This window comes from Ralstonia sp. Ralssp135 (genome assembly GCF_047304345.1).
In the GTDB taxonomy this organism is placed as follows: Bacteria; Pseudomonadota; Gammaproteobacteria; order Burkholderiales; family Burkholderiaceae; genus Ralstonia; species Ralstonia chuxiongensis.
This window is the reverse complement of sequence record NZ_JBGLYZ010000002.1, coordinates 1-22459: the sequence shown is the minus strand read 5'-3', so window position 1 is coordinate 22459 and position 22459 is coordinate 1. Positions and strand designations below refer to the sequence as shown.

20 protein-coding genes are annotated in these 22459 nt (G+C 63.0%); 17 read left to right on the top strand and 3 right to left on the bottom strand.

All coding sequences use genetic code 11. From position 1 onward, the window contains the following. Nucleotides 1–152: 152 nt before the first annotated feature. From ACCD03_RS02115 to ACCD03_RS02075, 9 genes are all read left to right on the top strand, one after another. On the top strand, nt 153–2696 hold the full coding sequence (locus ACCD03_RS02115) for a heavy metal translocating P-type ATPase (protein ID WP_413410693.1): 2544 nt from the start codon (nt 153–155) through the stop codon (nt 2694–2696). A 9-nt stretch (nt 2697–2705) separates the two neighbouring features. After that, nucleotides 2706–2885, top strand: a complete 180-nt coding sequence (gene ccoS, locus ACCD03_RS02110; protein WP_024975924.1) for a cbb3-type cytochrome oxidase assembly protein CcoS — start codon at nt 2706–2708, stop codon at nt 2883–2885. A 95-nt stretch (nt 2886–2980) separates the two neighbouring features. Then, on the top strand, nt 2981–4438 hold the full coding sequence (gene ccoN, locus ACCD03_RS02105; RefSeq protein WP_232042545.1) for a cytochrome-c oxidase, cbb3-type subunit I: 1458 nt from the start codon (nt 2981–2983) through the stop codon (nt 4436–4438). A gap of 10 nt (nt 4439–4448) precedes the next feature. Further along, nucleotides 4449–5132, top strand: coding sequence for a cytochrome-c oxidase, cbb3-type subunit II (gene ccoO, locus ACCD03_RS02100; RefSeq protein WP_012435344.1), 684 nt, complete (start codon nt 4449–4451; stop codon nt 5130–5132). A 3-nt stretch (nt 5133–5135) separates the two neighbouring features. After that, entirely contained in the window at nt 5136–5318 is a 183-nt protein-coding gene (locus ACCD03_RS02095; protein ID WP_045204217.1) for a cbb3-type cytochrome oxidase subunit 3, read from the top strand. 12 nt (nt 5319–5330) lie between these two features. After that, on the top strand, nt 5331–6254 hold the full coding sequence (gene ccoP / locus ACCD03_RS02090; RefSeq protein WP_413410692.1) for a cytochrome-c oxidase, cbb3-type subunit III: 924 nt from the start codon (nt 5331–5333) through the stop codon (nt 6252–6254). Then, nucleotides 6251–7714 carry a cytochrome c oxidase accessory protein CcoG gene (ccoG, locus tag ACCD03_RS02085; protein WP_045204215.1) on the top strand — a complete coding sequence of 488 codons (1464 nt, stop codon included), beginning with the start codon at nt 6251–6253 and terminating at the stop codon, nt 7712–7714. Before ccoP ends, ccoG begins: the two co-directional genes overlap by 4 nt. Before the next feature lie 26 nt (nt 7715–7740). Further along, nucleotides 7741–7968: a FixH family protein gene (locus tag ACCD03_RS02080; RefSeq protein ID WP_045204214.1), complete on the top strand. Its 228-nt coding sequence runs from the start codon at nt 7741–7743 to the stop codon at nt 7966–7968. Then, the gene (locus ACCD03_RS02075) at nt 7965–8219 is read left to right on the top strand and encodes a hypothetical protein (RefSeq protein WP_045204213.1); all 255 of its coding nucleotides are present in this window, start codon (nt 7965–7967) and stop codon (nt 8217–8219) included. The genes ACCD03_RS02080 and ACCD03_RS02075 overlap by 4 nt, the downstream gene beginning before the upstream one ends. A 21-nt stretch (nt 8220–8240) precedes the next feature. Here ACCD03_RS02075 and fnr read toward each other — a convergent pair whose 3' ends face one another. Continuing rightward, nucleotides 8241–8969, bottom strand: coding sequence for a fumarate/nitrate reduction transcriptional regulator Fnr (fnr, locus tag ACCD03_RS02070; RefSeq protein ID WP_080633364.1), 729 nt, complete (start codon nt 8967–8969; stop codon nt 8241–8243). A gap of 177 nt (nt 8970–9146) precedes the next feature. Between fnr and ACCD03_RS02065 the strand changes: the two genes are divergently transcribed. The 8 genes from ACCD03_RS02065 to truB all read left to right on the top strand — a co-directional run bounded on the left by ACCD03_RS02065 (nt 9147) and on the right by truB (nt 19679). Continuing rightward, nucleotides 9147–9890, top strand: a complete 744-nt coding sequence (locus ACCD03_RS02065; RefSeq protein ID WP_413410691.1) for a sulfite exporter TauE/SafE family protein — start codon at nt 9147–9149, stop codon at nt 9888–9890. Nucleotides 9891–10373: 483 nt separating this feature from the next. Beyond that, nucleotides 10374–11219 (top strand): SMC-Scp complex subunit ScpB, encoded by an 846-nt coding sequence (scpB, locus tag ACCD03_RS02060; protein WP_413410690.1) that lies wholly within the window; start codon nt 10374–10376, stop codon nt 11217–11219. A gap of 92 nt (nt 11220–11311) precedes the next feature. Beyond that, nucleotides 11312–13096, top strand: a complete 1785-nt coding sequence (locus ACCD03_RS02055) for a pseudouridine synthase (protein ID WP_413410886.1) — start codon at nt 11312–11314, stop codon at nt 13094–13096. 208 nt (nt 13097–13304) lie between these two features. Further along, a complete protein-coding gene (gene rimP / locus ACCD03_RS02050; RefSeq protein ID WP_253537495.1) occupies nt 13305–13793 on the top strand; it encodes a ribosome maturation factor RimP in 489 nt (162 codons plus the stop codon). Next, entirely contained in the window at nt 13790–15265 is a 1476-nt protein-coding gene (gene nusA, locus ACCD03_RS02045; RefSeq protein WP_024975915.1) for a transcription termination factor NusA, read from the top strand. Before rimP ends, nusA begins: the two co-directional genes overlap by 4 nt. Nucleotides 15266–15327: 62 nt before the next feature. Beyond that, nucleotides 15328–18222 carry a translation initiation factor IF-2 gene (infB, locus tag ACCD03_RS02040; RefSeq protein WP_045204209.1) on the top strand — a complete coding sequence of 965 codons (2895 nt, stop codon included), beginning with the start codon at nt 15328–15330 and terminating at the stop codon, nt 18220–18222. Nucleotides 18223–18349: 127 nt separating this feature from the next. After that, complete coding sequence (gene rbfA, locus ACCD03_RS02035; protein ID WP_004626422.1) at nt 18350–18721, top strand: 30S ribosome-binding factor RbfA; 372 nt, start codon at nt 18350–18352, stop codon at nt 18719–18721. Nucleotide 18722: 1 nt separating this feature from the next. Further along, nucleotides 18723–19679, top strand: coding sequence for a tRNA pseudouridine(55) synthase TruB (gene truB / locus ACCD03_RS02030; RefSeq protein ID WP_413410688.1), 957 nt, complete (start codon nt 18723–18725; stop codon nt 19677–19679). A gap of 64 nt (nt 19680–19743) precedes the next feature. Here the strand turns inward: truB and ACCD03_RS02025 are convergent, their stop codons facing one another. Together ACCD03_RS02025 and ACCD03_RS02020 are read right to left on the bottom strand one after the other, a co-directional pair. After that, nucleotides 19744–21300 carry a DHA2 family efflux MFS transporter permease subunit gene (locus ACCD03_RS02025; RefSeq protein ID WP_045204207.1) on the bottom strand — a complete coding sequence of 519 codons (1557 nt, stop codon included), beginning with the start codon at nt 21298–21300 and terminating at the stop codon, nt 19744–19746. A gap of 3 nt (nt 21301–21303) precedes the next feature. Further along, nucleotides 21304–22459: HlyD family secretion protein (locus ACCD03_RS02020; RefSeq protein WP_413410687.1), on the bottom strand; the 1156-nt coding region annotated here is incomplete at its 5' end.

The following is a 22459-nucleotide window of genomic DNA, read 5'->3' as shown; positions in this document are numbered from 1 at the left end:
CAGCTATTTACTATAGGCGGCCGATTTTTTTTATGGGAGGGTCGGCATGGTTGAGGTGCGTTGAGAATCGCATTTCCGGTGGAGTCTTATTGCGCCGTGCTTGATGCGCATCAAGGGCGCGCGGGGGGATGCTGGCTAGCATCGTCCCCATAATGACGACGATATTCGCCCCCAATCATCCAACCGCGCCGGTTGACGGCATAGGCTCGCCTATCGGCCCGAGCGGGGCGGGCGCGTCGCACGTCACCTGCTATCACTGCGCCTCGCCATTGGACGGCGCCACCGCCGTCCGTGCCGGCATTGGCGGCAAGTCTCGGGAATTTTGCTGTGCCGGCTGTCAGGCTGTCGCGCAAACGCTGCACGCCTCCGGCATGGGCCACGTCTATGACGGCCCCATCGCCTTCGCCAAGCCCATCGAAGGTGACCGTCGCACCGAAGCCGAAGCCGTTTGGGCGACCTACGATCTGCCCGTCATGCGCGAGCGCTTCGTACGCACACGCACTGACGGCGCGGAAGAACTTTCCCTTGCTATCAGCGGCATGCGTTGCGCTGCGTGTGTATGGCTGATCGAGCGTGCGCTCTCCCGAGTGCCGGGCGTGCGCGAAGCCACCGTCAATTACGCCACGGAACGCGCGCGCATCGTCGGAGATGCTGGCGCGATGCGGCTGTCTGCGGTGTTCGCCGCCATTGCCGACGTCGGCTACGAAGCGTGGCCCGACCAGCCATCTGCCCGCCGCACTGCCGAAGCGCGTGAGCGCCGCAGCCTGCTGATCCGCTTGGGGTTGGCGATGCTCGGGATGATGCAAGTGATGATGTACGCGTGGCCCGTTTACCTGCACGGCAGCGACATCCCCGTGAGCCAGACGCGCCTGATGCAGTGGGCCAGCCTGATGCTGACCGTGCCGGTGGTGTTGATTTCTGCGCGGCCCATTTTCGTCAATGCGTGGCGGCAAGTACGGCATGCGCACGTCGGCATGGATGTGCCCGTGGCGCTGGGGGTCGGCGCGGCGTTCATTGCCAGTGTGCTGGCGACCTTGCGCGGTCATGGCGAGACGTACTTCGATTCCGTGACGATGTTCATCGCTTTCCTGCTGGCGGCGCGCTATCTCGAACTGCGTGCGCGGCAGAGTGCGGCTTCCGGTGCCGAAGCGTTGGTGCATCAGTTGCCAGCCACTTGCCGGCGCTTTAACGCCGAAAGCGGCGTGCTCGAGACCATCCCCGTTGCAGCCTTGCAGCAAGGCGATTGCGTGGAAGTGCGCGCCGGTGAAGTTCTGCCCGCCGACGGCACCATTGAACGCGGCACCACTGAGATCGACGAATCGCTTCTCTCCGGTGAAAGCGTGCCGCGCCCGCGTGACGTGGGCGCGACCGTGCTCGCGGGCAGCTACAACGTCGTCAGCGCCATTCGCGTGCGTGTCAATCGCGTAGGCGCCCAGACGCGCCTTGCCGCCATCGTCGATCTGCTGGAACGCGCCTTGACGGACAAGCCCCGCATGGCTGAACTCGCCGATCGTGTGGCCGGGCGCTTTGTGGCAGTGCTGCTCGGCTGGGCGCTGCTGACGGCGATCGCGTGGTGGTGGATCGATCCGACACGCATGTTTGCCGTCACCGTGGCGGTGCTGGTGGTGAGTTGCCCCTGCGCGTTGTCGCTGGCTACGCCGTCTGCGCTGGCCGCAGCCAGCGGCGCGCTGGCACGGCGCGGTGTGCTGGTCACGCGCGGCCACGCCATCGAGAGCCTGGCAGCCGTGACGGACGTGCTGCTCGACAAGACCGGCACGCTCACCGAGGGGCGTCTGCGCTTGCTGAGCATCGAGACCTTCGCCGATGTGGATGCCGAGCACTGCCTCGCATTGGCATGCGCGATGGAGCAATCCGAGAATCATCCGATCGCCCAGTCGCTGCGGGCCGCCACCTCCGCTGAAATGCCGTTGCCAACATTGGCGCGCGTGACCAATGTGCCGGGGCAGGGCGTGTATGCCCTGGCCGACAATCAATTGATGCGTTTGGGCACGCAGTCGTTCGCGGCAGCGCACTACGCAGATCAGCCGGTTGCTTCCATTCGTTACGGCACGGAAGCGCCGATGGAGGAAGTGCCGCCGGCGGCCGCATGCACGTCGATCTGGCTCGGCCGCGACGGCCAACCACTCGCGCGCTTCACGCTGGCCGATACGCCACGTGCCGATGCGCCCGCATGCCTGAGCGCGTTGCGTGCACAAGGATTGCGCCTGCATCTCGTTTCCGGCGATGCGCCTGAGACCGTGCACTGGTGGGCCAACCGCCTTGGCATCGACCGCGCGGTGGGCGGCGCAAGCCCCGAAGACAAACGTGCCTACGTGCGCAAGCTGCAGGCAGAGGGCGCCCGCGTGCTGGCCGTCGGCGACGGCATCAACGACGCGCCGTTGCTCGCGCAGGCGCAGGTCTCCATCGCCATTGGGTCGGGTGCGCCGCTGGCCCAGGCCGGCGCCGACGCCATCCTCACCGAGCCGCGCCTGTTTGCCATCAGCGAGGCCGTGTCGATTGGCCGTCGCACGTTGCGCGTGGTGCGCCAGAACCTCGGCTGGGCCGTCACCTACAACGCGATCAGCATTCCGCTCGCCACGCTAGGGTGGTTGTCGCCGCTGGTGGCGGGCATCGGCATGTCGGTGTCGTCGTTGCTGGTGGCCCTCAATGCGTGGCGTTTGTCACGCGCCGCTTAAGGAGCCGAAATGGAAACGCTGTTCCTGCTGATTCCGCTGTCGCTGATGTTGGTGGTGGCGATTGTCGGGGTGCTGTGGTGGGCCGTCGGCTCGGGCCAGTACGACGATCTCAAGGCGCCTGCTGAATCGATTCTGCTGGATCCTGATACCCCGGCGCGTGACGCAATGTCGCGGGACGGAACTACTTGACCACGTTGGCTGGGGTGTCTTGACGCACGTCAAGACTCGAATATCGCCCCATTCTTAACATGACCCTATCAAACCAACACTCTCGGGGAGCAAGCATGCAATCGTCCAGCGCGTTGCAGCCCACCCAGACCTTCAATTACCGCGTTGTTCGCCAGTTCTCGATCATGACGATCGTCTGGGGCATCGTCGGTATGGCGGTCGGTGCGCTGATCGCGGCCCAGTTGATCTGGCCGCAACTGAATTTCGGGGTGCCTTGGCTGACCTATGGTCGGCTGCGTCCTCTGCACACGAATGCCGTCATCTTTGCGTTTGGCGGCAGCGCTCTGTTTGCGACGTCTTACTACATCGTGCAGCGTACCTGCCAGGTGCGTCTGCTTTCCGACAAGCTTGCCGCCTTCACGTTCTGGGGCTGGCAGGCAGTGATCGTGGCAGCCGCCATCACCCTGCCGCTGGGCTACACAAGCTCGAAGGAATACGCCGAACTCGAATGGCCGATCGACATCCTGATCACCGTGGTGTGGGTGGCTTACGCGATCGTGTTCTTCGGCACAATCGCCAAGCGCAAGACCCGGCACATCTACGTGGCCAACTGGTTCTTCGGCGCCTACATCATCACGATTGCTCTGTTGCATATCGTCAACAACGCTGAATTGCCGGTGTCGATGTGGAAGTCGTACTCGGCTTATGCCGGCGTGCAGGATGCGATGGTGCAATGGTGGTACGGTCACAACGCAGTGGGCTTCTTCCTGACCACCAGCTTCCTGGGCATGATGTATTACTTCGTGCCCAAGCAGGCCGAGCGTCCGATCTATTCGTATCGCCTCTCGATCGTCCACTTCTGGGCGCTGAATTTCACCTACATGTGGGCGGGTCCGCACCACCTCCAGTACACGTCGCTGCCCGACTGGGCGCAGTCGCTGGGCATGGTGTTCTCGCTCATTCTGCTGGCGCCGTCGTGGGGCGGCATGATCAACGGGATCATGACCCTGTCGGGTGCCTGGCACAAACTGCGCACCGATCCGATCTTGAAGTTCCTCGTGGTGGCACTGTCGTTCTACGGCATGGCGACGTTCGAGGGCTCGATGATGTCCATCAAGACCGTGAATGCGCTGTCGCACTACACCGACTGGACGATCGGCCACGTGCACTCCGGCGCCCTGGGCTGGGTGGCAATGATCACCATCGGCTCGATGTACTACATGATCCCGCGCCTGTTCGGCCAGCAGAAGATGTACAGCACGCGCCTGATCGAGGTGCACTTCTGGGTGGCGACCATCGGCGTGGTGCTCTACATCGCCGCCATGTGGGTTGCCGGCGTGATGCAGGGCCTGATGTGGCGCGCCACCGAGGCTGACGGCACGCTGACCTACAGCTTTGTCGAAGCGGTCAAGGCAACGTACCCGTTCTACCTGATTCGCTTGGCTGGCGGCCTGTGCTTCCTGGGCGGCATGCTGCTGATGGCATTCAACGTGTTCAAGACCATCCAGGGCAGCAAGGCAATCGATGCACCGATTCCTCAATCGGCCCAGACCCCGATGGTCGCAGCTCAGTGAGGAGGGGAACATGAGCAATCAATCCAACAAGTTTTTCTCGCACGAGACGCTGGAAAAGAACATCGGCTTGCTGATTGTGATGACGCTCGTCGTCGTCAGCATTGCGGGCCTGGTGCAGATCTTGCCGCTCTTTTTCCAGCATTCGACCACCGAACCGGTCAAGGGCATCGCCCCGTATTCGCCGCTGCGGTTGGCGGGGCGCGACATCTACATCCGCGAAGGCTGCGTTGGCTGCCACTCGCAGCAAGTGCGTACGCTTCGCGCCGAGACCGAGCGCTATGGCCACTATTCGCTGGCTGGCGAGTCGGTGTTCGATCACCCGTTCCTGTGGGGTTCCAAGCGCACGGGCCCGGATCTGGCGCGCGTTGGGCAACGCTATTCGGACGACTGGCATCGCATCCACCTCCGTGATCCGCGTGAAGTGGTGCCCGAGTCGAATATGCCGTCATATGCGTGGCTCTCGAAGACGCCGCTGGACAACAGCGACATCGAGAAGAAGATGCATGTCCTGCGTCAGCTGGGTGTGCCGTACACGGATGCCCAGATCGCCGGAGCACGCGAGCAACTCGCAGGCAAGACGGAAGAAGACGCCGTGGTCGCCTATCTGCAAGGCCTTGGCGTGGAGCTGCGTAACGTCCGGGACGTGGCTGTAGCTCCGGCCGCCGCGCCTGCCACCGTTGCAGCGAAGGAGTAAGCCATGGCCACGCTGAGTGCAATTGCGACTGCCGTCTTCCTCGTGCTGTTCGTCTGCATTACCTGGTGGGCATTCTCCGCGCATCGCCGCGGTGCGAATGCGGAATCGGCCATGCTGCCGTTCCTGCTGCCCGATGAGGCCGAGGTCGCCGGTGCGCACGCAGACGCGTCGCGCCCGCATCAATAAGGACACAGAATCATGAGCGACTTCATTTCGGAGTTCTGGGGGTATTACATCGCAGCGATCGCCCTAGTCGGCATCGTGTGGTGTGTCTGGTTGCTGTTTTCGCAGCGGCGCATTCAGATTGCGCCCGGTCATAGCGCGGGCGAGGACACCGGCCATGTATGGGACGGCGACCTGCGCGAACTGAACAATCCGCTGCCACGCTGGTGGATGTGGATGTTCCTGCTGTCGTGCATCTTTGCGTTGGGGTACCTGATCCTCTACCCGGGGTTGGGTTCATACGGCGGCGCGCTTGGTTTCTCGACACGGGGCGAATTGGCGGCGCAGCGCGCTGCAGCCGATGCACAGGTCCGTCCGGTCTATGAGCGTTATGCCGGCATGGACATCAAGCAGATCGCCGCCGACCCGCAGGCCCATGAGATCGGCCAGCGCCTGTTCCTGAACAACTGCGCGCAGTGCCACGGCTCCGACGCTGGCGGCTCGAAGGGCTTCCCGAACCTGACCGACAGCGACTGGCTGTACGGTGGCGAGCCCGAGACGATCCTGACCACCATCACCAAGGGGCGTCACGGTGTCATGCCCTCGCTGGCTGCGGTGGTGGATGGCAACCAGGCTGTCAACGTGGCCAACTACGTGCGCTCGCTGTCGGGCCTGTCTTACGACCCGATCAAGGCAGCGCGTGGTGAACCGACGTTCAAGTCGGTCTGCGCGGCCTGCCACACGGCAAGCGGCAAGGGCAATCAGACACTTGGCGCGCCTAACCTGACCGACCGCGTCTGGCTGTACGGCAGTTCGGAAGCAACCATCGTCGAGACCATCCTCAAGGGTCGTGACAACACGATGCCGGCACACGAGAACCTGCTCTCACCAGAGAAGATCCGCATGCTGGCGGCCTATGTCTGGGGTCTGTCGAATAGCAATACGAGTCACGAGCAATGAGCGACAAAGAACCAGCCTGGCGCCCGATGACGCCCGCCACTGCGGCGGCGGGCGCCGACGACGCCCCCACCGAGCAGATGCTCTATGAGGTCCGGCGCAAGATTTATCCGCGCGCCGTGACCGGCGCCTTTGCGCGTTGGCGAGTCTGGCTGGTTCTGGCCACGCAAGCCATCTTTTATGGCTTGCCGTGGTTCCAGTGGAACGGTCGCCAAGCGGTGCTGTTCGACCTGGGCGCACGCAAGTTCTACCTCTTTGGCCTCGTATTGTGGCCGCAGGATGTCATCTATCTGACGTTGCTGCTGGTGCTGTCGGCGCTCGCGCTGTTTCTATTTACGGCGGTGGCGGGGCGGCTCTTTTGCGGCTACGCCTGTCCGCAGACGGTCTACACCGAGATTTTCATGTGGATCGAGCGGCACATCGAAGGAGATCGCTTCGCGCGCATCCGCCTCGACGGTGAGCGTTGGAGCCTTCGCAAATTCCGCTTAAAGGCCGCAAAGCATTCGGCCTGGATCCTCATCGCACTGTGGACAGGCTTTACCTTCGTGGGTTTCTTCACGCCGATCCGCGATCTGGGCATGGAGACCTGGACGCTGTCGCTCGGTCCTTGGCAGACATTCTGGATGTTGTTCTACGCATTTGCGACGTGGGGCAACGCTGGTTTCATGCGCGAGCAAGTCTGCCGCTACATGTGTCCCTACGCTCGCTTCCAGAGCGTGATGGTCGATCCCGATACCTACGTCGTCACGTATGACACGCAGCGCGGCGAGCCGCGCGGCAGCCGTTCGCGCAACGCCGATTTCGAAGCCCAGGGTCTGGGTGCTTGCGTCGACTGCAGCATCTGCGTGCAGGTGTGCCCGACCGGCATCGACATCCGTCAAGGGCTGCAATACGAATGCATCGGTTGCGGCGCCTGCATTGACGCCTGCGATCAGGTCATGGACAAGATGCGCTACCCGCGCGGTCTGATCCGCTACACGTCGGAACGCGCGATGCTTGATCGGCTCAGCCCGAAGGAAGCCCGGCGACATCTGATGCGTCCGCGCGTGCTGATCTATACCGGGATCATGCTGGTGCTCTTCACCGGGTTCATCGTGGCATTGGCGATGCGGCAGCCGCTCAAGGTTGACGTGATTCGTGATCGTGGTGCGCTGGCGCGTGAAGTGGACGGCGGCAAGATCGAGAACGTTTATCGCCTGCAACTGATGAACGCGTCCGAGCACCCCATGCGCGTGACCATCACCGCCGAGGGCATGCCGGAACTGGACGTGGAGGGCGGTCGCGGCGAATCGACCACACTGGAACTGCCGCCAGCGGCTAACCGGCTGCTGCCAGTGCGCGTGCGCCGGCCGGCCGACGATGCCGCCCCCGGCTCGCACAAAATCCGTTTCGTCATCCATGCAGACAGCGGTAGCGACAGCCTTGTACTGCGCGAACCGTCGAGCTTCATCGTGCCGCGCTGATGCGGCATCCCCAACAGGAGGCAACGATGCACGCAACGCAATCTTCCGCACAGGCCCGTCCGTGGTGGCGCGAGCCCTGGCCGTGGCTGCTGATGGCAGGGCCGTTCGTCGCCATGGTCGGCTGTGGCGTGACCATCTGGCTGGCAATGTCGCATCCCGATGCTGTCATTCACGACAACGTCGTGCGGCGCGGTTTGGTCGTCGAAAAGACGACGGGCGCGCCGGCGCATGCCATTCACACGGAGGCCCGATGAAGCGTCGACTGCTGATGTGGATTCTGTGGCCGGCATTTCTGTCGGCGGCCCTGGCTGAGCTGGTGGTCTTCGCGGTGGTAGACCCCGTCGATCTGCGCTTCTTCGGCGAACAGATCACGGTGTCGGCCCAGGCGGTTTACACCGTGTCCTTCTTTGTGTTCTGGTTGCTGTGCGCATTGTCGAGCGCGTTGACGCTCTATGTGTCGCCGGGCATTGGCAAGCTGGAAGCGCATGAACACCCGCTCGTCTGAGCGGGAGCCATGGAAGGCAGCTTAGGCCGCCTGACCGCTCATGACCTGGCGGAGGCCGGCCAGGTCGATCAGCTTGACGTGGCGTTGGCGGATCTGAATGAGACCCGCTTCGGCAAAGCGCGAGAACAGGCGGCTGACGGTTTCGAGCTTGAGACCCAGATAGCTGCCAAGTTCTTCGCGGCTCATGCGCAGCACAAACTCGGTCGACGAATATCCGCGCTGGGCCGAACGCTTCGAGAGGTTGAGCAAGAATGCTGCGAGACGCTCTTCCGCACGCATGGAGCCCAGCGTGAGGAGCATCAGATGATCCTGCGAAATCTCCTTGCTCATGATGCGCAAGAACTGATGCTGCAGCGAAGGCAGCCGGCGCGAAAGGTGCTGCAACTCGTCGTAGCGCACCACGCAGACTTCGGTATCTTCAAGCGCGGTGGCGTCCGACACGTGGCGCATATCGCCAATGCCATCGAGCCCGACGATTTCACCCGGCAGGTGGAACCCTGTGATCTGATGCCGTCCGTCTTCAAGCGTCAGATGGGTTTTGAGTGTGCCGAAACGAATGCCGTAAACCGCCTCCAGCGGCTCACCCAGAGAATAGAGCGATTGCCCCTTCTTAATGCGGATGCGCTCGCCGACCAAATCGTCCATCTTGCGCACGTCATCCGAGTTCATTCCCACCGGCAGGCAGATTTGCCCGAGTACACAGGTGGAACAACGCGAGGCTTGGTCGGTAAGTGCGATTCGAGTGAGCACGGGCGGGGGCGAATTTCGGGAAAGTGAAATGAGTAATTCTTGTTTTACAGCGCCAGCTTATTATAACGGCGACCTTCTTGTCCTCGGACATTTCCGATGCGGCAAAACGCGTCAATTACGCTTAGTTCGCAACAGTAAGACAAAAACCTTGGTCCATATCAAAAGAGCGTCAGAAAGATGAGTGCCGCGGCGCTTGTGAGCGTTTTCCTGATTGCATTGCTCGGCGGTGTGCATTGTCTGGCGATGTGCAGCGGTATCGCACTCGCAGCCGAACGTGGCGCTGTGGCGGTGCGGATCGTGTCCCGTCGCCGGCTTTGGTTTGAACAGGTCGTCATGCATGCCGGCCGGCTGACCACCTATGCGTTGCTGGGCGCAATCATGGGTGCCATGGGCGCGACCGTCTGGCGCCAGCAATGGCTGCCGATTCAACGCGGCTTGTTTGCGTTCGCTAGCGCATTGCTGGTCGCCTACGGGGTTTTGCTGCTTGTTCGGTCCGCAGGGGATGCGTGGCGCAGTGTGTGGCTTGAACGCTTGCTTGGCCGCGTGGCAGGAGGCCTGTCTCGAGGCGCCGCCACGCTGGGCGGTAGGCTGCAGCGTCAGCCACCGTTACTGCGCCGCTATCTCACGGGTATGGCGTGGGGGCTGGTGCCGTGTGGGATGGTCTATGGCGCATTGGCTGTGGCGTTGTTGGCAGGCAACGCCGCTTCCGGGGCCGTGGTCATGCTCGCCTTTGGTGCGGGTACGCTGCCCAACTTGCTGATGATGTCTGGTCTGGCTGGGTGGCTGCGTGGGCTGTCGCGCCAGCGATTGGCTCGGGGCGCGGCCGGCATCGCCATCGCCGGGTTTGGGGTCTGGGGGCTGGCTCACGCAATCTGGTTGCCCGAGATGCTTAACGCACACGGATTCTGTCTGGTGCTGTAGGCGTTCAGGCAGGCAAAAATTGCCAATCGTCCCATGATAGGAGGCTAGGACATCTTCCCGGTTGCGGCGCTGCTGGAAATTGCCCTACAATCAACCACAATTCGATTCGCCACCCGCGCAAATCAACAATCCTAAGCGCGGCGCCAAGCGATGCCATCCAGCGGTAGAGTCCCCTGGACAGTCGATTCGGGCGGGCTGCCGTTCTTCTTGGTAGTCGTCCGGCGCAGTATCCGTCCCCATGGCGGCGGAAGAAATTGCCCTTGTGGTGCCTGACCGGCACCGGATCAACTCGCTCCTCCGGCCCTACTTTGCGGGCACAGCCACTGCGTTTCGGTGCAGGCTCCAATTGGATGATTGGCCTTCGCGTGCCGGGCCCGGGCGGGCAACAGCATTCAGAAATGCCGCGTGCTTCGCGGTGGGACGACAAACCTCAAGCGTGACGGCGACTGGCCGTGCGCGAGCAATGACGAGCCGCTCAACCCGATGAATACCCAAGAGGCGAAGATCGTCCTCGAAACCGCGCTGATCTGCGCGCAGGACCCGTTGCGAGTCAATGACTTGCGCAAGCTCTTCGACGAAGATGTGTCCGCAGACACCATCCGTGTGCTGCTCGAAGAGCTGCGCCAGGATTGGTTGAATCGAGGTGTCGAACTGGTCGCGCTGGCCTCCGGCTGGCGCTTGCAGAGCCGCCCGGAAATGCGCGTGTATCTTGATCGGCTGCACCCGGAAAAGCCGCCCAAGTACTCGCGCGCTGTGATGGAAACGCTGGCGATCATCGCTTATCGTCAGCCGGTCACTCGCGGCGATATCGAAGACATTCGCGGCGTGACGGTCAACACGCAGGTCATCAAGCAGATTGAAGACCGTGGCTGGATCGAGGTCATCGGCCATCGCGACGTGCCGGGCCGCCCCGCGCTGTATGCGACGACCAAGCAGTTTCTCGACGACCTTGGCTTGCGCTCGTTGGACGAACTGCCGCCGCTTGAAGATGCCCGCGCCCAAGCGCAGGCGAGCTTGCTGGAGCAGGGCGCCATCGAGTTTGAGGGCGGTGCAATTGCGGTGGAAGAGCTGACGGCGCTCGTCAACGACGCGCCGGAAGGTGCTGGGAGCGCCGAGGCTTCGGTGCAGGAATCGGCTGCATTGCCGGTCGCCGAGGCTTCCGTTGAGGTAATCGCTGAAACGCCGGCGCAGTCTACTGAGGGTGCGGCGGGTGATGAGCCGGCATTGGAAACCGAGTCGCAAGCGGTGAGTGCGACCGAGGTTCCATCCGAAGATGAGTACAAAACACCGGTCGAGCCGCCTGTGGCTCCCGCCAATGAACATTCGTAACGCCATGCCTGCCGCACAGTCGGCGCATGGTCTGAACCCCTAGATTTTTTGAAGACGTTGTGAGCACCCAGTCAGACTCCATGGATACACGTATGCCGGCCGACGCCGACGCTCAGCCGCCGCGACAAGACGGCGGTGATGGGACTGAGGCCGCGCCTCGTCGCAAGGGATTGCGCCGCGGCTTGCGCAATCTGGTGGCTTCGCGCCGCCAGCAGCAGGACGGCCGCCCTGAGGGTGAAGCCGCTGAGGCGGGTGGCGCGGACGCCGGCCAGCCTGCGCAACCGCGCGAGAGCCGCGCGCCACGGGCACGCAAGCCGAAAGAGGCGACAGCTGAGCCGGCGGTAGTTGCCGCAGAGGGTGCTGCACCGGTCGAACAGGCGCCAGCAGACAGCCAGGGCGAGCGACGTGGTCCGCGCGGCCGTTTCGGCAAGAACCGTCGCCGCCAAGGCGAAGGCCAACCGGCGGAACGCGCCGAGCGCGGCGAGCGTACGGAAGGTGCTGGCGGCAAGAATGCCGGCGGTCGTGGCAAGCAGCAGAGCCGCAACGGTAAACCGCAAGGCAAGGCTGGGGGTCAGACCCAGAATCGCGGGGGCAAGGGGCTGAAGGGCGGCAAGGGCTCCGAAGACGTCTTCCAATACGTGATTTCAGGCGCGTACGACTCGGAGGTTGACGCCGGAGGCGCATCGCAGCCCCCCAAGGGGCGCGAACTGACCTCCGACGACGACGCTCCCAAGCTGCACAAAATCCTGGCTGATGCCGGGCTTGGCTCGCGCCGCGACATGGAAGACCTGATCCTGCAAGGTCGCGTCTCCGTGAACGGCCTGCCGGCTCATATCGGCCAGCGCATTCTCGCGACCGATCAGGTGCGCGTGAACGGCAAACTGATCCAGCGCAAGCTGCCGAACAAGCCGCCGCGCGTGCTGCTGTATCACAAGCCGGCCGGTGAGATCGTGAGCCAGTCCGATCCGGAAGGCCGTCCGACCGTGTTCGACGCGTTGCCGCGCATGAAGACCGGCAAGTGGGTCGCTGTGGGCCGCCTTGACTTCAATACCGAGGGCCTGCTGATTTTCACGACGTCCGGCGACATCGCCAATCGGTTCATGCACCCGCGCTATGGCGTTGAGCGTGAATACGCAGTGCGTACGCTTGGTGAGCTGGCCGAAACCGATCGCCAGAAGCTGCTGCACGGTATCCCACTTCAGGACGGCGAAGCCAACTTCCTGCGCTGCGTCGATGGCGGCGGCGAAGGTGTCAACCATTGGTACCACGTCGCCCTGACCGAGGGGCGGAACCGCGAAGTGCGGCGCATGTTCGAAGCGGTCAACCTGACCGTGTCGCGCCTGATCCGTACGCGCTATGGCAGCTTCGTTCTGCCGCGCGGGCTTAAGCGCGGGCGCTGGCAGGAAGTGTCGGCCGACGATGTGCGTACGCTGATGGGCACGCTGGGCATGAAGGTGCCGACGGCCAGTTCCGGCAGTGGGCAAGACCGCCAGGGCAATCGTCGCCGTGGGCCTGCGCCGGTGCTGATGGGGCCGATGTCGTCCGGTTTTGCGGGGGAGGCTAACTTCCAGTCGCGCGGTATGGGCGTTGAGAACGGAAATCGCGCGCAGCCCGCGCAGCGCCGTCCGACCAACCCGCGCCAGCCCGATCCGATGCAAACGTCCATGGGCTACATCAATGTGGGCGGTCCGACCACGCTGACAGCGCGCACCCGTATGGGTGAGCGCCCGAATGGCCGCGGCGGCGCGGCTGGCGGCGGTGGTATGCGTGATGGCAATCGCGCGCCCGGCAGCAAGCGCCCCGGAAAGAGTGGTGGTGGTATCCCGAGCGGCAACAAGGCGCCGCGCGGTGGTGGCAAACGCGGCGGTAAGCGCTAAAAAAATGCGGGCGTTGTGTGCGGCAGTCGTCGCAACGCCCCATTTTGTGGCGGCTTCGGGGCAATTTTTGCGTTTTGCCTGGAAGCGTATTACAATGTGAGTCTAATCAAAAGTCATCCTGTAGAAGATGGGCGAATGATATGGGCGTTGCGCCCATTTTTTTTTGCTTCCGCAGGTTGGCCATACCGGGAAATTCTTCAGGAAAAACGTGCATCTGACTGATCTGATTGAGAAAACCCTCACCGCCATGGGGTACGAGCTGGTGGAAGTGGAGCGCGCACCCGCTGGGCTGCTGCGCGTGTATATCGATCAGGCAGAGAACGGCATCGTCATTGAAGATTGCGAAAAAGTGAGCCATCAGCTCACGCGCGTGTTCGAAGTTGAAAACGTCAATTACGAACGGTTGGAAGTGTCGTCGCCCGGGCTGGACCGCCCGCTGCGCACGCTAGCCGACTTCACGCGCTTCGCCGGCCTTGAGGTCAAGGTGACTTTGCGCCTGCCAGTGGACGGGCAAAAGAATTTCACGGGAATCATTCAGGCTCCGACGGGCGAGTCAGGCCAGGAACGAATCGGCCTTGAGTTTGAGGGCAAGGAAGGCCCCGCACTGCTGGAATTCACGCTGTCGGAACTCGACCGCGCCCGGCTGGTGCCCGTGCTGGACTTCAAAGGAAATCGAAACAAAGGGAACAAGCAATGAGCCGCGAAGTTCTGTTGCTCGTCGATGCGCTTGCGCGCGAAAAAAACGTCGACAAGGATGTGGTGTTCGGGGCGCTGGAGGCCGCATTGGCTTCGGCGACCAAGAAGCGCTTTGAAGAAGACGTGGATGTGCGCGTGGCGATCGACCGTGAGTCGGGCGAACACGAAACCTTCCGTCGCTGGCTCGTCGTTCCCGACGATGCAGGCCTGCAGGAACCGGACAAGCAGATTCTGCTGTTCGAAGCCAAGGAGCAGAATCCTGACCTCGATGTCGACGACTTCGTCGAAGAGCAGATCGAGTCGGTCGAGTTCGGCCGCATTGGCGCGCAGGCTGCCAAGCAGGTGATCCTGCAGCGCATCCGCGATGCCGAGCGCGAGCAGATCCTGAACGATTACCTGGATCGTGGCGAGAAGGTCATGACCGGTACGATCAAGCGCGCAGACAAGAAGGGCCTGATCGTTGAAACCGGCCGCGTCGAGGCGCTGTTGGCTCGCGACCAGATGATCCCGAAGGAAAATCTGCGCACGGGCGACCGCGTCCGCGCGTACATCTTGAATGTCGACCGCACTGCACGCGGCCCGCAGATCGAGCTTTCGCGCACCTGCCCAGAGTTCCTGATCAAGCTCTTCGAAAACGAAGTGCCGGAAATGGAACAGGGCCTGTTGGAGATCAAGGCCGCCGCGCGCGATCCGGGCGTGCGTGCGAAAATCGCGGTCGTTGCGCACGACAAGCGTATTGACCCGATTGGCACCTGCGTCGGCGTGCGCGGCACCCGCGTGACGGCTGTGCGTAACGAAGTTGGCGGCGAGGCTGTGGACATCGTGCTGTGGTCGGAAGACCCGGCGCAGTTTGTGATCGGTGCGCTGGCGCCGGCGCAAGTGCAGTCCATCGTCGTGGACGAGGAAAAGCACAGCATGGACGTGGTGGTCGACGAGGAAAACCTCGCCGTGGCCATCGGCCGTAGCGGCCAGAATGTTCGCTTGGCGTCGGAGTTGACCGGCTGGCAGATCAACATCATGACGCCGGCAGAGTCTGCGCAGAAGCAGGCAGAAGAAAGTTCAGTCGTTCGCCAGTTGTTCATGGCGAAGCTGGACGTGGACGAAGAGGTTGCCGACATCCTGATCGAAGAGGGCTTCAGCTCGCTCGAGGAAGTGGCTTACGTGCCGCTGCAGGAAATGATGGAAATCGAAGCGTTCGACGAAGACACCGTCAATGAGCTGCGCAACCGCGCTCGCGACGTGCTATTGACGATGGAGCTGGCGAAGGAAGAAAAGGTCGAGAAGGTATCGCAAGACCTGCGCGACCTCGAGGGGCTGACCCCGGAGCTGATCGGCAAGCTGGCCGAGGGGAACATCCAGACGCGTGACGACTTGGCCGAGCTGGCCGTGGACGAATTGGTCGAGATGACCGGCGTCGACGAAGAACAAGCCAAGGCGCTGATCATGAAGGCGCGTGAACACTGGTTTTCGTGAGTCGTATAAGCGTTGATCGTTTATCGCAATTCTCACTGATACCAAGCATCGAAAGGGTTTGAATGGCAAGCACAACAGTTGCCCAACTCGCTGGCGAATTGAACCGTAGCGCATCAGCGCTGCTGGAACAATTACAAGCCGCGGGCGTGCAAAAGGCGACGCCGGAAGACGTCATCACCGAATCGGACAAGACCCGACTGCTCGACTATCTCAAGCGAGCACACGGCAGCGCCGAGGATGGCGCGCGCAAGAAGATCACGATCACCAAGCGCGAAACCAGCGAAATCCGCCAAGCGGATGCCACCGGCAAGACGCGTACCGTGCAAGTGGAAGTCAAGAAGAAGCGCGTGCTGGTCAAGCGTGATGAGCCGAACGCGGCACAGGCTGAATCGGACGCCACAGAGGCTGTACCGGTGGTCGATGCCGAGGAAGTTGCGCGTCGCGAGGAAGAACAGCGCCGCCAGGCCGAATTGCTGGCCCAGCAGGAAGCCGAGCTGAAGGCGCGCCAGGAAGCAATGGAGCGCGAGGAAGCTGAGCGACGCGCCCGCCAGGAAGCAGCGGAAGCCGAGCAGAAACGCCAGGCTGAACTTGCTGCCAAGAAGGCGGAAGAGGAAGCCGTTGCTGCTCGCGCAGCCGCTGAAGCGTCGGACGAAGCCCCGCGCCGCAAGGCCGAGGAAGATGCCGCACGTCTGGCAAGTGAACGCGAAGCGGCGCAGAAGGCCGCTGACGAAGCGCGCGTTGCTGCCGACAAGATCAAGGCCGAGGAAGACGGTGCGCGCAAGCGCCGTGAAGCTGCCGAAGCCGAAGCACGTGCCATCCGCGAGATGATGAGCGCCCCCGCTCGCGTGCTGAAGACACCTGCCGAACGCAAGGCTGAAGAAGTCAAGAAAGCCGAGCAATCGGGCACGCTGCACAAGCCGGTCAAGCCGGCTGGCGAAGCGCGCCCGGCTGCGGCTGCCAAGAAGCCGGCTGCCCCCGCACCTGCCGCTGCTGCACCGAGCTCGCCTACGGGTGACAAGAAGGGCGGTCGTGGCAAGGCGGGTTGGCAAGACGACAACCGTGGTGGCAAGCGTGGCGGCCTGAAGACGCGCGGCGATACCGGCGGCGGTGCCGACGGCTGGCGCTCCGGCTCCAAGGGCGGCCGCAACCGCCATGGCGACGACAACCGCAATGCCTTCCAGGCACCGACCGAGCCGGTCGTGCGTGAAGTGCACGTGCCGGAAACCATCTCTGTGGCCGATTTGGCGCACAAGATGTCGGTCAAGGCTGCCGAAGTCATCAAGCAGATGATGAAGCTCGGCCAGATGGTGACGATCAACCAGGTGCTGGACCAGGAGACCGCGATGATCGTGGTCGAAGAAATGGGCCACCAGGCGGTCGCAGCCAAGCTTGACGATCCGGAAGCGCTGCTGATTGGCGGCGTGGAAGAGCCGACGAATGCCGAGGCCGAAACCCGTCCGCCTGTCGTGACCGTCATGGGTCACGTCGACCACGGCAAGACCTCGCTGCTGGACTACATCCGTCGTGCCAAGGTTGCGGCAGGCGAAGCCGGCGGTATCACGCAGCACATCGGCGCGTATCACGTTGAAACCGATCGCGGCGTCATCACCTTCCTCGACACCCCGGGTCACGAGGCCTTCACGGCCATGCGTGCACGTGGTGCCAAGGCAACCGACATCGTGATTCTGGTCGTGGCTGCCGACGACGGCGTCATGCCGCAGACGAAGGAAGCCATCGCCCATGCGAAGGCGGCCGGGGTGCCCATCGTGGTGGCGATCACCAAGGTCGATAAGCCTGAAGCCAACCCCGACCGCGTCAAGCAGGAACTGGTGGCTGAGAGCGTGATTCCAGAAGAGTACGGCGGCGATGTGCCATTCGTGCCGGTATCCGCCAAGACTGGCGAAGGCATCGACAGCCTGCTGGAAAACGTGCTGCTGCAGGCTGAAGTGCTGGAACTGAAGGCGCCGGTCAATGCGCCGGCCAAGGGTCTGGTGGTGGAAGCGCAGTTGGACAAGGGCAAGGGTCCGATCGCTACGGTGCTCGTGCAGAGCGGTACGCTCAAGCGCGGCGACGTGGTGCTTGCTGGCACGGCCTATGGCCGCGTGCGCGCAATGCTGGACGAAAACGGCAAGTCGGCCAAGGAAGCTGGCCCGTCGATCCCGGTGGAAATCCAGGGTCTGTCGGAAGTGCCGGGCGCCGGCGAAGAAGTGCTGGTGCTGCCGGACGAGCGCAAGGCGCGCGAAATCGCGCTGTTCCGCCAAGGCAAGTTCCGTGACGTGAAGCTGGCACGCCAACAGGCCGCCAAGCTGGAAAACATGCTGGAACAGATGAGCGAAGGCGACGTGAAGTCGCTGCCGCTGATCATCAAGGCAGACGTTCAGGGTTCGCAGGAAGCATTGGTGCACTCGCTGCAGAAGCTGTCCACCGACGAAGTGCGCGTACAGGTTGTGCACGCGGCCGTGGGCGGCATCACCGAGTCGGACGTCAACCTGGCAACCGCGTCGAAGGCCGTCATCATCGGCTTCAACACGCGGGCCGATGCGGGCGCACGCAAGCTGGCCGAGCATCAGGGCATCGACATCCGCTACTACAACATCATCTATGACGCTGTGGATGAAGTGAAGGCGGCGATGTCGGGCATGCTCTCGCCGGAGAAGCGCGAAGAGACGACGGGCCTTGTCGAGGTGCGCCAGGTCTTCCACGTACCGAAGGTTGGTGCAGTGGCCGGCTGTATGGTGCTGGACGGTTTCGTCAAGCGCAATTCGCTGGTCCGGGTGCTGCGTGCGAACGTGGTCATCTTCTCGGGCGAACTCGATTCGCTCAAGCGCTTCAAGGACGATGTGAAGGAAGTGAAGCAAGGCTTCGAGTGCGGCCTGTCGATCAAGAACTTCAACGACGTTCAGGAAGGCGATCAACTCGAGGTCTACGAGATCACCGAGGTGGCGCGTACGCTGTAATACGTTGGCCGGACGCTGCGGTGTCCGGCTCGACTTTGCGACGGTGGCCCGGGCGCGTCCCGCGCCACCGTTTTGTCTTTTGGGCCAGACTAGCGCGTGCTGGCGGCGCCCATGTGAGGAACACTCTATGCCGAAGAAATCGGGATCGGCCGCTGGCCGCAACGTGCGTATCGCCGATCAGATCCAGCGTGATCTGGCCGAATTGATCCAGCGCGAAATCAAGAACCCGGCGATGGGCCTGGTGACGCTGCAATCCGTGACGCTCACGCCTGACTATGCGCACGCCAAGATCTACTTCACGGTGCTGGGCGCCGAGCCGGAAGTCGCCGGCGCCATCCTGAACGAGAAGGCAGGCTACCTGCATTCGCTGTTGTTCAAGCGCCTGCACATCCACACGGTGCCGACACTGCATTTCCACTTCGACGGTTCGGTTGAACGCGGTATCGAGATGTCGCGCCTGATCGATGAGGCCAACGCCACGCGTGCCAAAGACGATTGAAATGGGTGAGCAACATGCGACCACACCACGGAAGCCGCCGCGCCGCGATGTGCATGGTGTGCTGCTGCTGGACAAGCCGATCGGCTTGTCGAGCAACGATGCGCTGATCCGCGCCAAGCGCTTGCTGTGGGCCAAGAAGGCGGGGCATACCGGCACGCTGGATCCGCTGGCGATGGGCTTGCTACCGCTGTGTTTTGGCGAGGCGACCAAGTTTTCGCAGGATTTGCTCGATGCGGACAAGACGTACGAAACCGTTGTGCGTCTTGGTATCAAGACGAGTACCGCAGATGCGGAAGGCGAGGTGCTGAGCGAGCGCCCTGTATCGGTTACGCCCGAGCAACTGCAAGTAGCCATCGCGCGCTTTGTCGGCGAGATCGACCAAGTGCCGCCGATGCACTCTGCGCTGAAGAAGGACGGCAAGCCGTTGTACGAGTACGCGCGCGCGGGTCAGACCGTGGAGCGCGCTGCACGTCGGGTAACGATCCACGCGATCGATGTGTTGGCGACGGATCTGGAGTCGGCAGCGCCGACGATCACGTTGCGCGTGTCATGCAGCAAGGGAACGTACATCCGCACGTTGGGTGAAGACATTGGCGAGGCGCTGGGCTGCGGCGGGCATCTGGTTGCGCTGCGACGCACGCAGGTCGGCAACCTGACACTGAACGGCGCCGTGACGCTCGAATTGCTGGACGCGGCCGCTGAAGATGCTCGCGCCGCATTGCTGGCCCCCGTCGATGCGCTGTTGCAGACGCTGCCGCGCGTGGAGCTGGACGCGGAAGAGAGCCGCCGCTTCCTGCATGGACAGCGCTTGCCGTTGCGATTGGCGTTGCCGAACGCAGATCAGGTACGCGTATACGGCGTGCGTGAGGCGATAGGGGCGGGCGCCACGGCATCGCTGCTCGGAGTGGCTGCTTGGCAAGATGGTGTGCTGCGACCCGGGCGGCTCGTGCATCTTTAAGCCGATCGACGGCAACAAAAAAGCCACGCGTAGCTGCGTGGCTTTTTTGTTGCGCGATCTTGGATCAGTGCGCACCGGCTGCCGCTTCCGCACCGGCCGCCGACTTCGCCGGCTTGGTCAGCCAGATGAAGACGATCAGCACGATAAACAGCACAGCCGAAATCCAGAAGATATCGTTGGCGCCCAACATTGCGGCTTGCTGCGAGATCACGCGTTCGATCACGCCATTGGCCTGCAGGTTGGGCATGCCAAGCTGCGTGTACTGGTTGATCGACGACGCATAGGCCGGGTTGTACGGATTCACGTGCTCGACCAGTTGGGCGTGGTGCAGGGCTGAGCGGTTGTCCCACACCGTGGTCGAGATCGATGCACCGATGCCGCCGAACATGATCCGCACGAAGTTCGACAGACCCGATGCCGCCGGAATCCGCTCGGGCGGCAGGCCCGAGAGGATGATCGACGTGAGGGGGATGAAGAACATTGCCATGGCGGCGCCCTGGATCAGCGTGGGGATCATCAGCGTCCACGTGTCGACTTGCACGGTAAAGCGCGAGCGCATCCAGAACACCAGCGCGAAGGTAATGAACGCCGTGGTCGCCACCCAGCGTGCATCCATCTTCGGCAGGTTCTTGCCGATCACGGGCGACAGGATGATGGCGAAGATGCCCACCGGCGCCATGATTAGGCCCGCATCCGTGGCGGTGTAGCCGACGATGGTTTGCAGCCACAGCGGCAGGATCACGAGGTTGCCGAAGAACAGCCCGTACGCCACCGAGATGGCAACGACCCCCGCGCTGAAGTTGCGGCCCTTGAACAGCGTCAGATCCACGACGGGGTGATCTTCGGTGAGCTCCCACACCAGGAAGAACGCGAAACCCACGATGGCAACGACTGTCAACACCACGACCTCGGTCGAGTTGAACCAGTCGAGTTCCTTGCCGCGATCGAGCATCAACTGAAGCGAGCCCACCCACAGGATCAACAGTGCCAGGCCGATCTTGTCGATCGGCAGCAAGCGTGTCGGCGATTCGCGGTCCTTGTAGATGACCCACGTTGCGTACGCAGCCAGGATGCCCACTGGGATGTTGATGTAGAAGATCCAGGGCCAGCTCATGTTGTCTGAGATCCAGCCGCCGAAGATCGGCCCCATGATCGGCGCGACCAGCGTGGTCATGCCCCATAGCGCCAATGCCATTGAGCTTTTGGCGGGCGGATATGTCGACAGCAGCAGCGATTGCGACAGCGGAATCATCGGGCCTGCCACAGCGCCCTGGATGATCCGGGCCGCGATCAGCATGCCCATGTTGGGCGCCAGCCCGCACGCCCACGACGACAGCACGAACAGCAGAATGGACGTGACGAACAGGCGCACCTGCCCGAAACGCTGCGTCAGCCAGCCCGTGAGCGGCACCGAGATAGCGTTGGCTACCGCAAACGAGGTGATGACCCACGTGCCCTGGTTCGGGGCCACACCCAGGTCGCCCGAAATTGCCGGGATCGACACGTTGGCGATGGACGAATCCAGCACGTTCATGAAGGTGGCCAGCGACAGCGCGACCGTACCGATCGCCAGTTTGGCGCCGGTCAGTGGCTGTCGCGGCTTGGGCGCGGCGGTTGCCATGCGTCAGACCTTGGGTGCGGGTTGCGAAGTGCGCGGAGCCGTTGCAGCCGGCACGTTGGTGGCGGCCGGTGCCGTAGCGCCGCCGCGGCCGGCGTTGGCCGTGATGATGCTGGCAATGACCTGATCGGCGTCTTTTCCGGCCTGGTCGTACACCGTCGTTTGCAGCGGTGAGGCTGTCGGGGAGGTGGCCAGGCTTTGACCGCCTTCGTCATGGATGTCGACCTTGGCTTCCATCGACAAGCCCACGCGCAACGGATGATCCTTCAGTTCCTTCGGGTCGAGCGACACGCGCACCGGCAGGCGTTGCACCACCTTGATCCAGTTGCCCGTGGCGTTCTGTGCCGGCAGCAGCGAGAACGCCGAGCCCGTGCCTGCCGAGAAACCGACCACCTTGCCGTGATACGTCACGCTGCTGCCATACACGTCGGCCACCAGTTCAACCGGCTGGCCCACTCGCATGTGGCGCACCTGGACTTCCTTGAAGTTGGCGTCCACCCAGAGCTGGTCCAGCGGCACGATGGCCATCAGCGGCGTGCCCGGAGCGACGCGCTGGCCGACCTGCACCGAACGCTTGGCCACATAGCCCGTGACCGATGCCGGCAGGCTGGTACGCGCATAGGCCAGGTAAGCCTCGCGGACTTTGGCAGCAGCCTGCAGCACGTTCGGGTGACGCTCCAGCGTGGTCTGTTCGGTCAGCACGCGGTTGCCCTGCAGTTGTTCCTTGGCGGCTTCCAATGCGGACTGGGCAGCCTGCACGGCGGTTTGTGCGTGCGAGATTTCTTCTTGCGACACGGCGCCCGTGCCGGCGATCTGCTTGCGGCGTGCCAAGTCGTCCTTTGCCTTGGCGAGATCGCTTTCGCGCATGGCCAACGTGGCGGTGAACGCGCTGGTGTTCGAATACAGCGTGCGCACCTGGCGCACCGTCTGCGCAAGTGCGGCTTCAGCCTGCTCCAGCGCGACGCGTGCATCGGCACGATCCAGCTCAATCACGGGCTGGCCGGAGGTGACGAGCTGCGTGTCATCAGCGCGAATGGCGACCACGGTGCCCGCCACCTGCGGCGTCACCTGGACCACGTTGCCTTGCACGTATGCATCGTCGGTCGACTCGAACCAGCGGCCGTACAGGCCCCAGTAGACGCCGTAGCCGACGCCGGCAACG

What these genes read in the sequence shown, in the direction of transcription:
- nusA (WP_024975915.1), top strand. Translation starts at nt 13,790, where the DNA reads ATGAGCCGCGAAGTTCTGTTGCTCGTCGATGCGCTTGCGCGCGAAAAA.
- ACCD03_RS02055 (WP_413410886.1), top strand. Translation starts at nt 11,312, where the DNA reads ATGCCGGCCGACGCCGACGCTCAGCCGCCGCGACAAGACGGCGGTGAT.
- ccoN (WP_232042545.1), top strand. Translation starts at nt 2,981, where the DNA reads ATGCAATCGTCCAGCGCGTTGCAGCCCACCCAGACCTTCAATTACCGC.
- ccoS (WP_024975924.1), top strand. Translation starts at nt 2,706, where the DNA reads ATGGAAACGCTGTTCCTGCTGATTCCGCTGTCGCTGATGTTGGTGGTG.
- truB (WP_413410688.1), top strand. Translation starts at nt 18,723, where the DNA reads ATGGGTGAGCAACATGCGACCACACCACGGAAGCCGCCGCGCCGCGAT.
- ACCD03_RS02025 (WP_045204207.1), bottom strand. Translation starts at nt 21,300, where the DNA reads ATGGCAACCGCCGCGCCCAAGCCGCGACAGCCACTGACCGGCGCCAAA.
- ACCD03_RS02080 (WP_045204214.1), top strand. Translation starts at nt 7,741, where the DNA reads ATGCACGCAACGCAATCTTCCGCACAGGCCCGTCCGTGGTGGCGCGAG.
- scpB (WP_413410690.1), top strand. Translation starts at nt 10,374, where the DNA reads ATGAATACCCAAGAGGCGAAGATCGTCCTCGAAACCGCGCTGATCTGC.
- ccoG (WP_045204215.1), top strand. Translation starts at nt 6,251, where the DNA reads ATGAGCGACAAAGAACCAGCCTGGCGCCCGATGACGCCCGCCACTGCG.
- ACCD03_RS02115 (WP_413410693.1), top strand. Translation starts at nt 153, where the DNA reads ATGACGACGATATTCGCCCCCAATCATCCAACCGCGCCGGTTGACGGC.
- ACCD03_RS02075 (WP_045204213.1), top strand. Translation starts at nt 7,965, where the DNA reads ATGAAGCGTCGACTGCTGATGTGGATTCTGTGGCCGGCATTTCTGTCG.
- ACCD03_RS02065 (WP_413410691.1), top strand. Translation starts at nt 9,147, where the DNA reads ATGAGTGCCGCGGCGCTTGTGAGCGTTTTCCTGATTGCATTGCTCGGC.
- ACCD03_RS02095 (WP_045204217.1), top strand. Translation starts at nt 5,136, where the DNA reads ATGGCCACGCTGAGTGCAATTGCGACTGCCGTCTTCCTCGTGCTGTTC.
- ccoO (WP_012435344.1), top strand. Translation starts at nt 4,449, where the DNA reads ATGAGCAATCAATCCAACAAGTTTTTCTCGCACGAGACGCTGGAAAAG.
- infB (WP_045204209.1), top strand. Translation starts at nt 15,328, where the DNA reads ATGGCAAGCACAACAGTTGCCCAACTCGCTGGCGAATTGAACCGTAGC.
- rbfA (WP_004626422.1), top strand. Translation starts at nt 18,350, where the DNA reads ATGCCGAAGAAATCGGGATCGGCCGCTGGCCGCAACGTGCGTATCGCC.
- ccoP (WP_413410692.1), top strand. Translation starts at nt 5,331, where the DNA reads ATGAGCGACTTCATTTCGGAGTTCTGGGGGTATTACATCGCAGCGATC.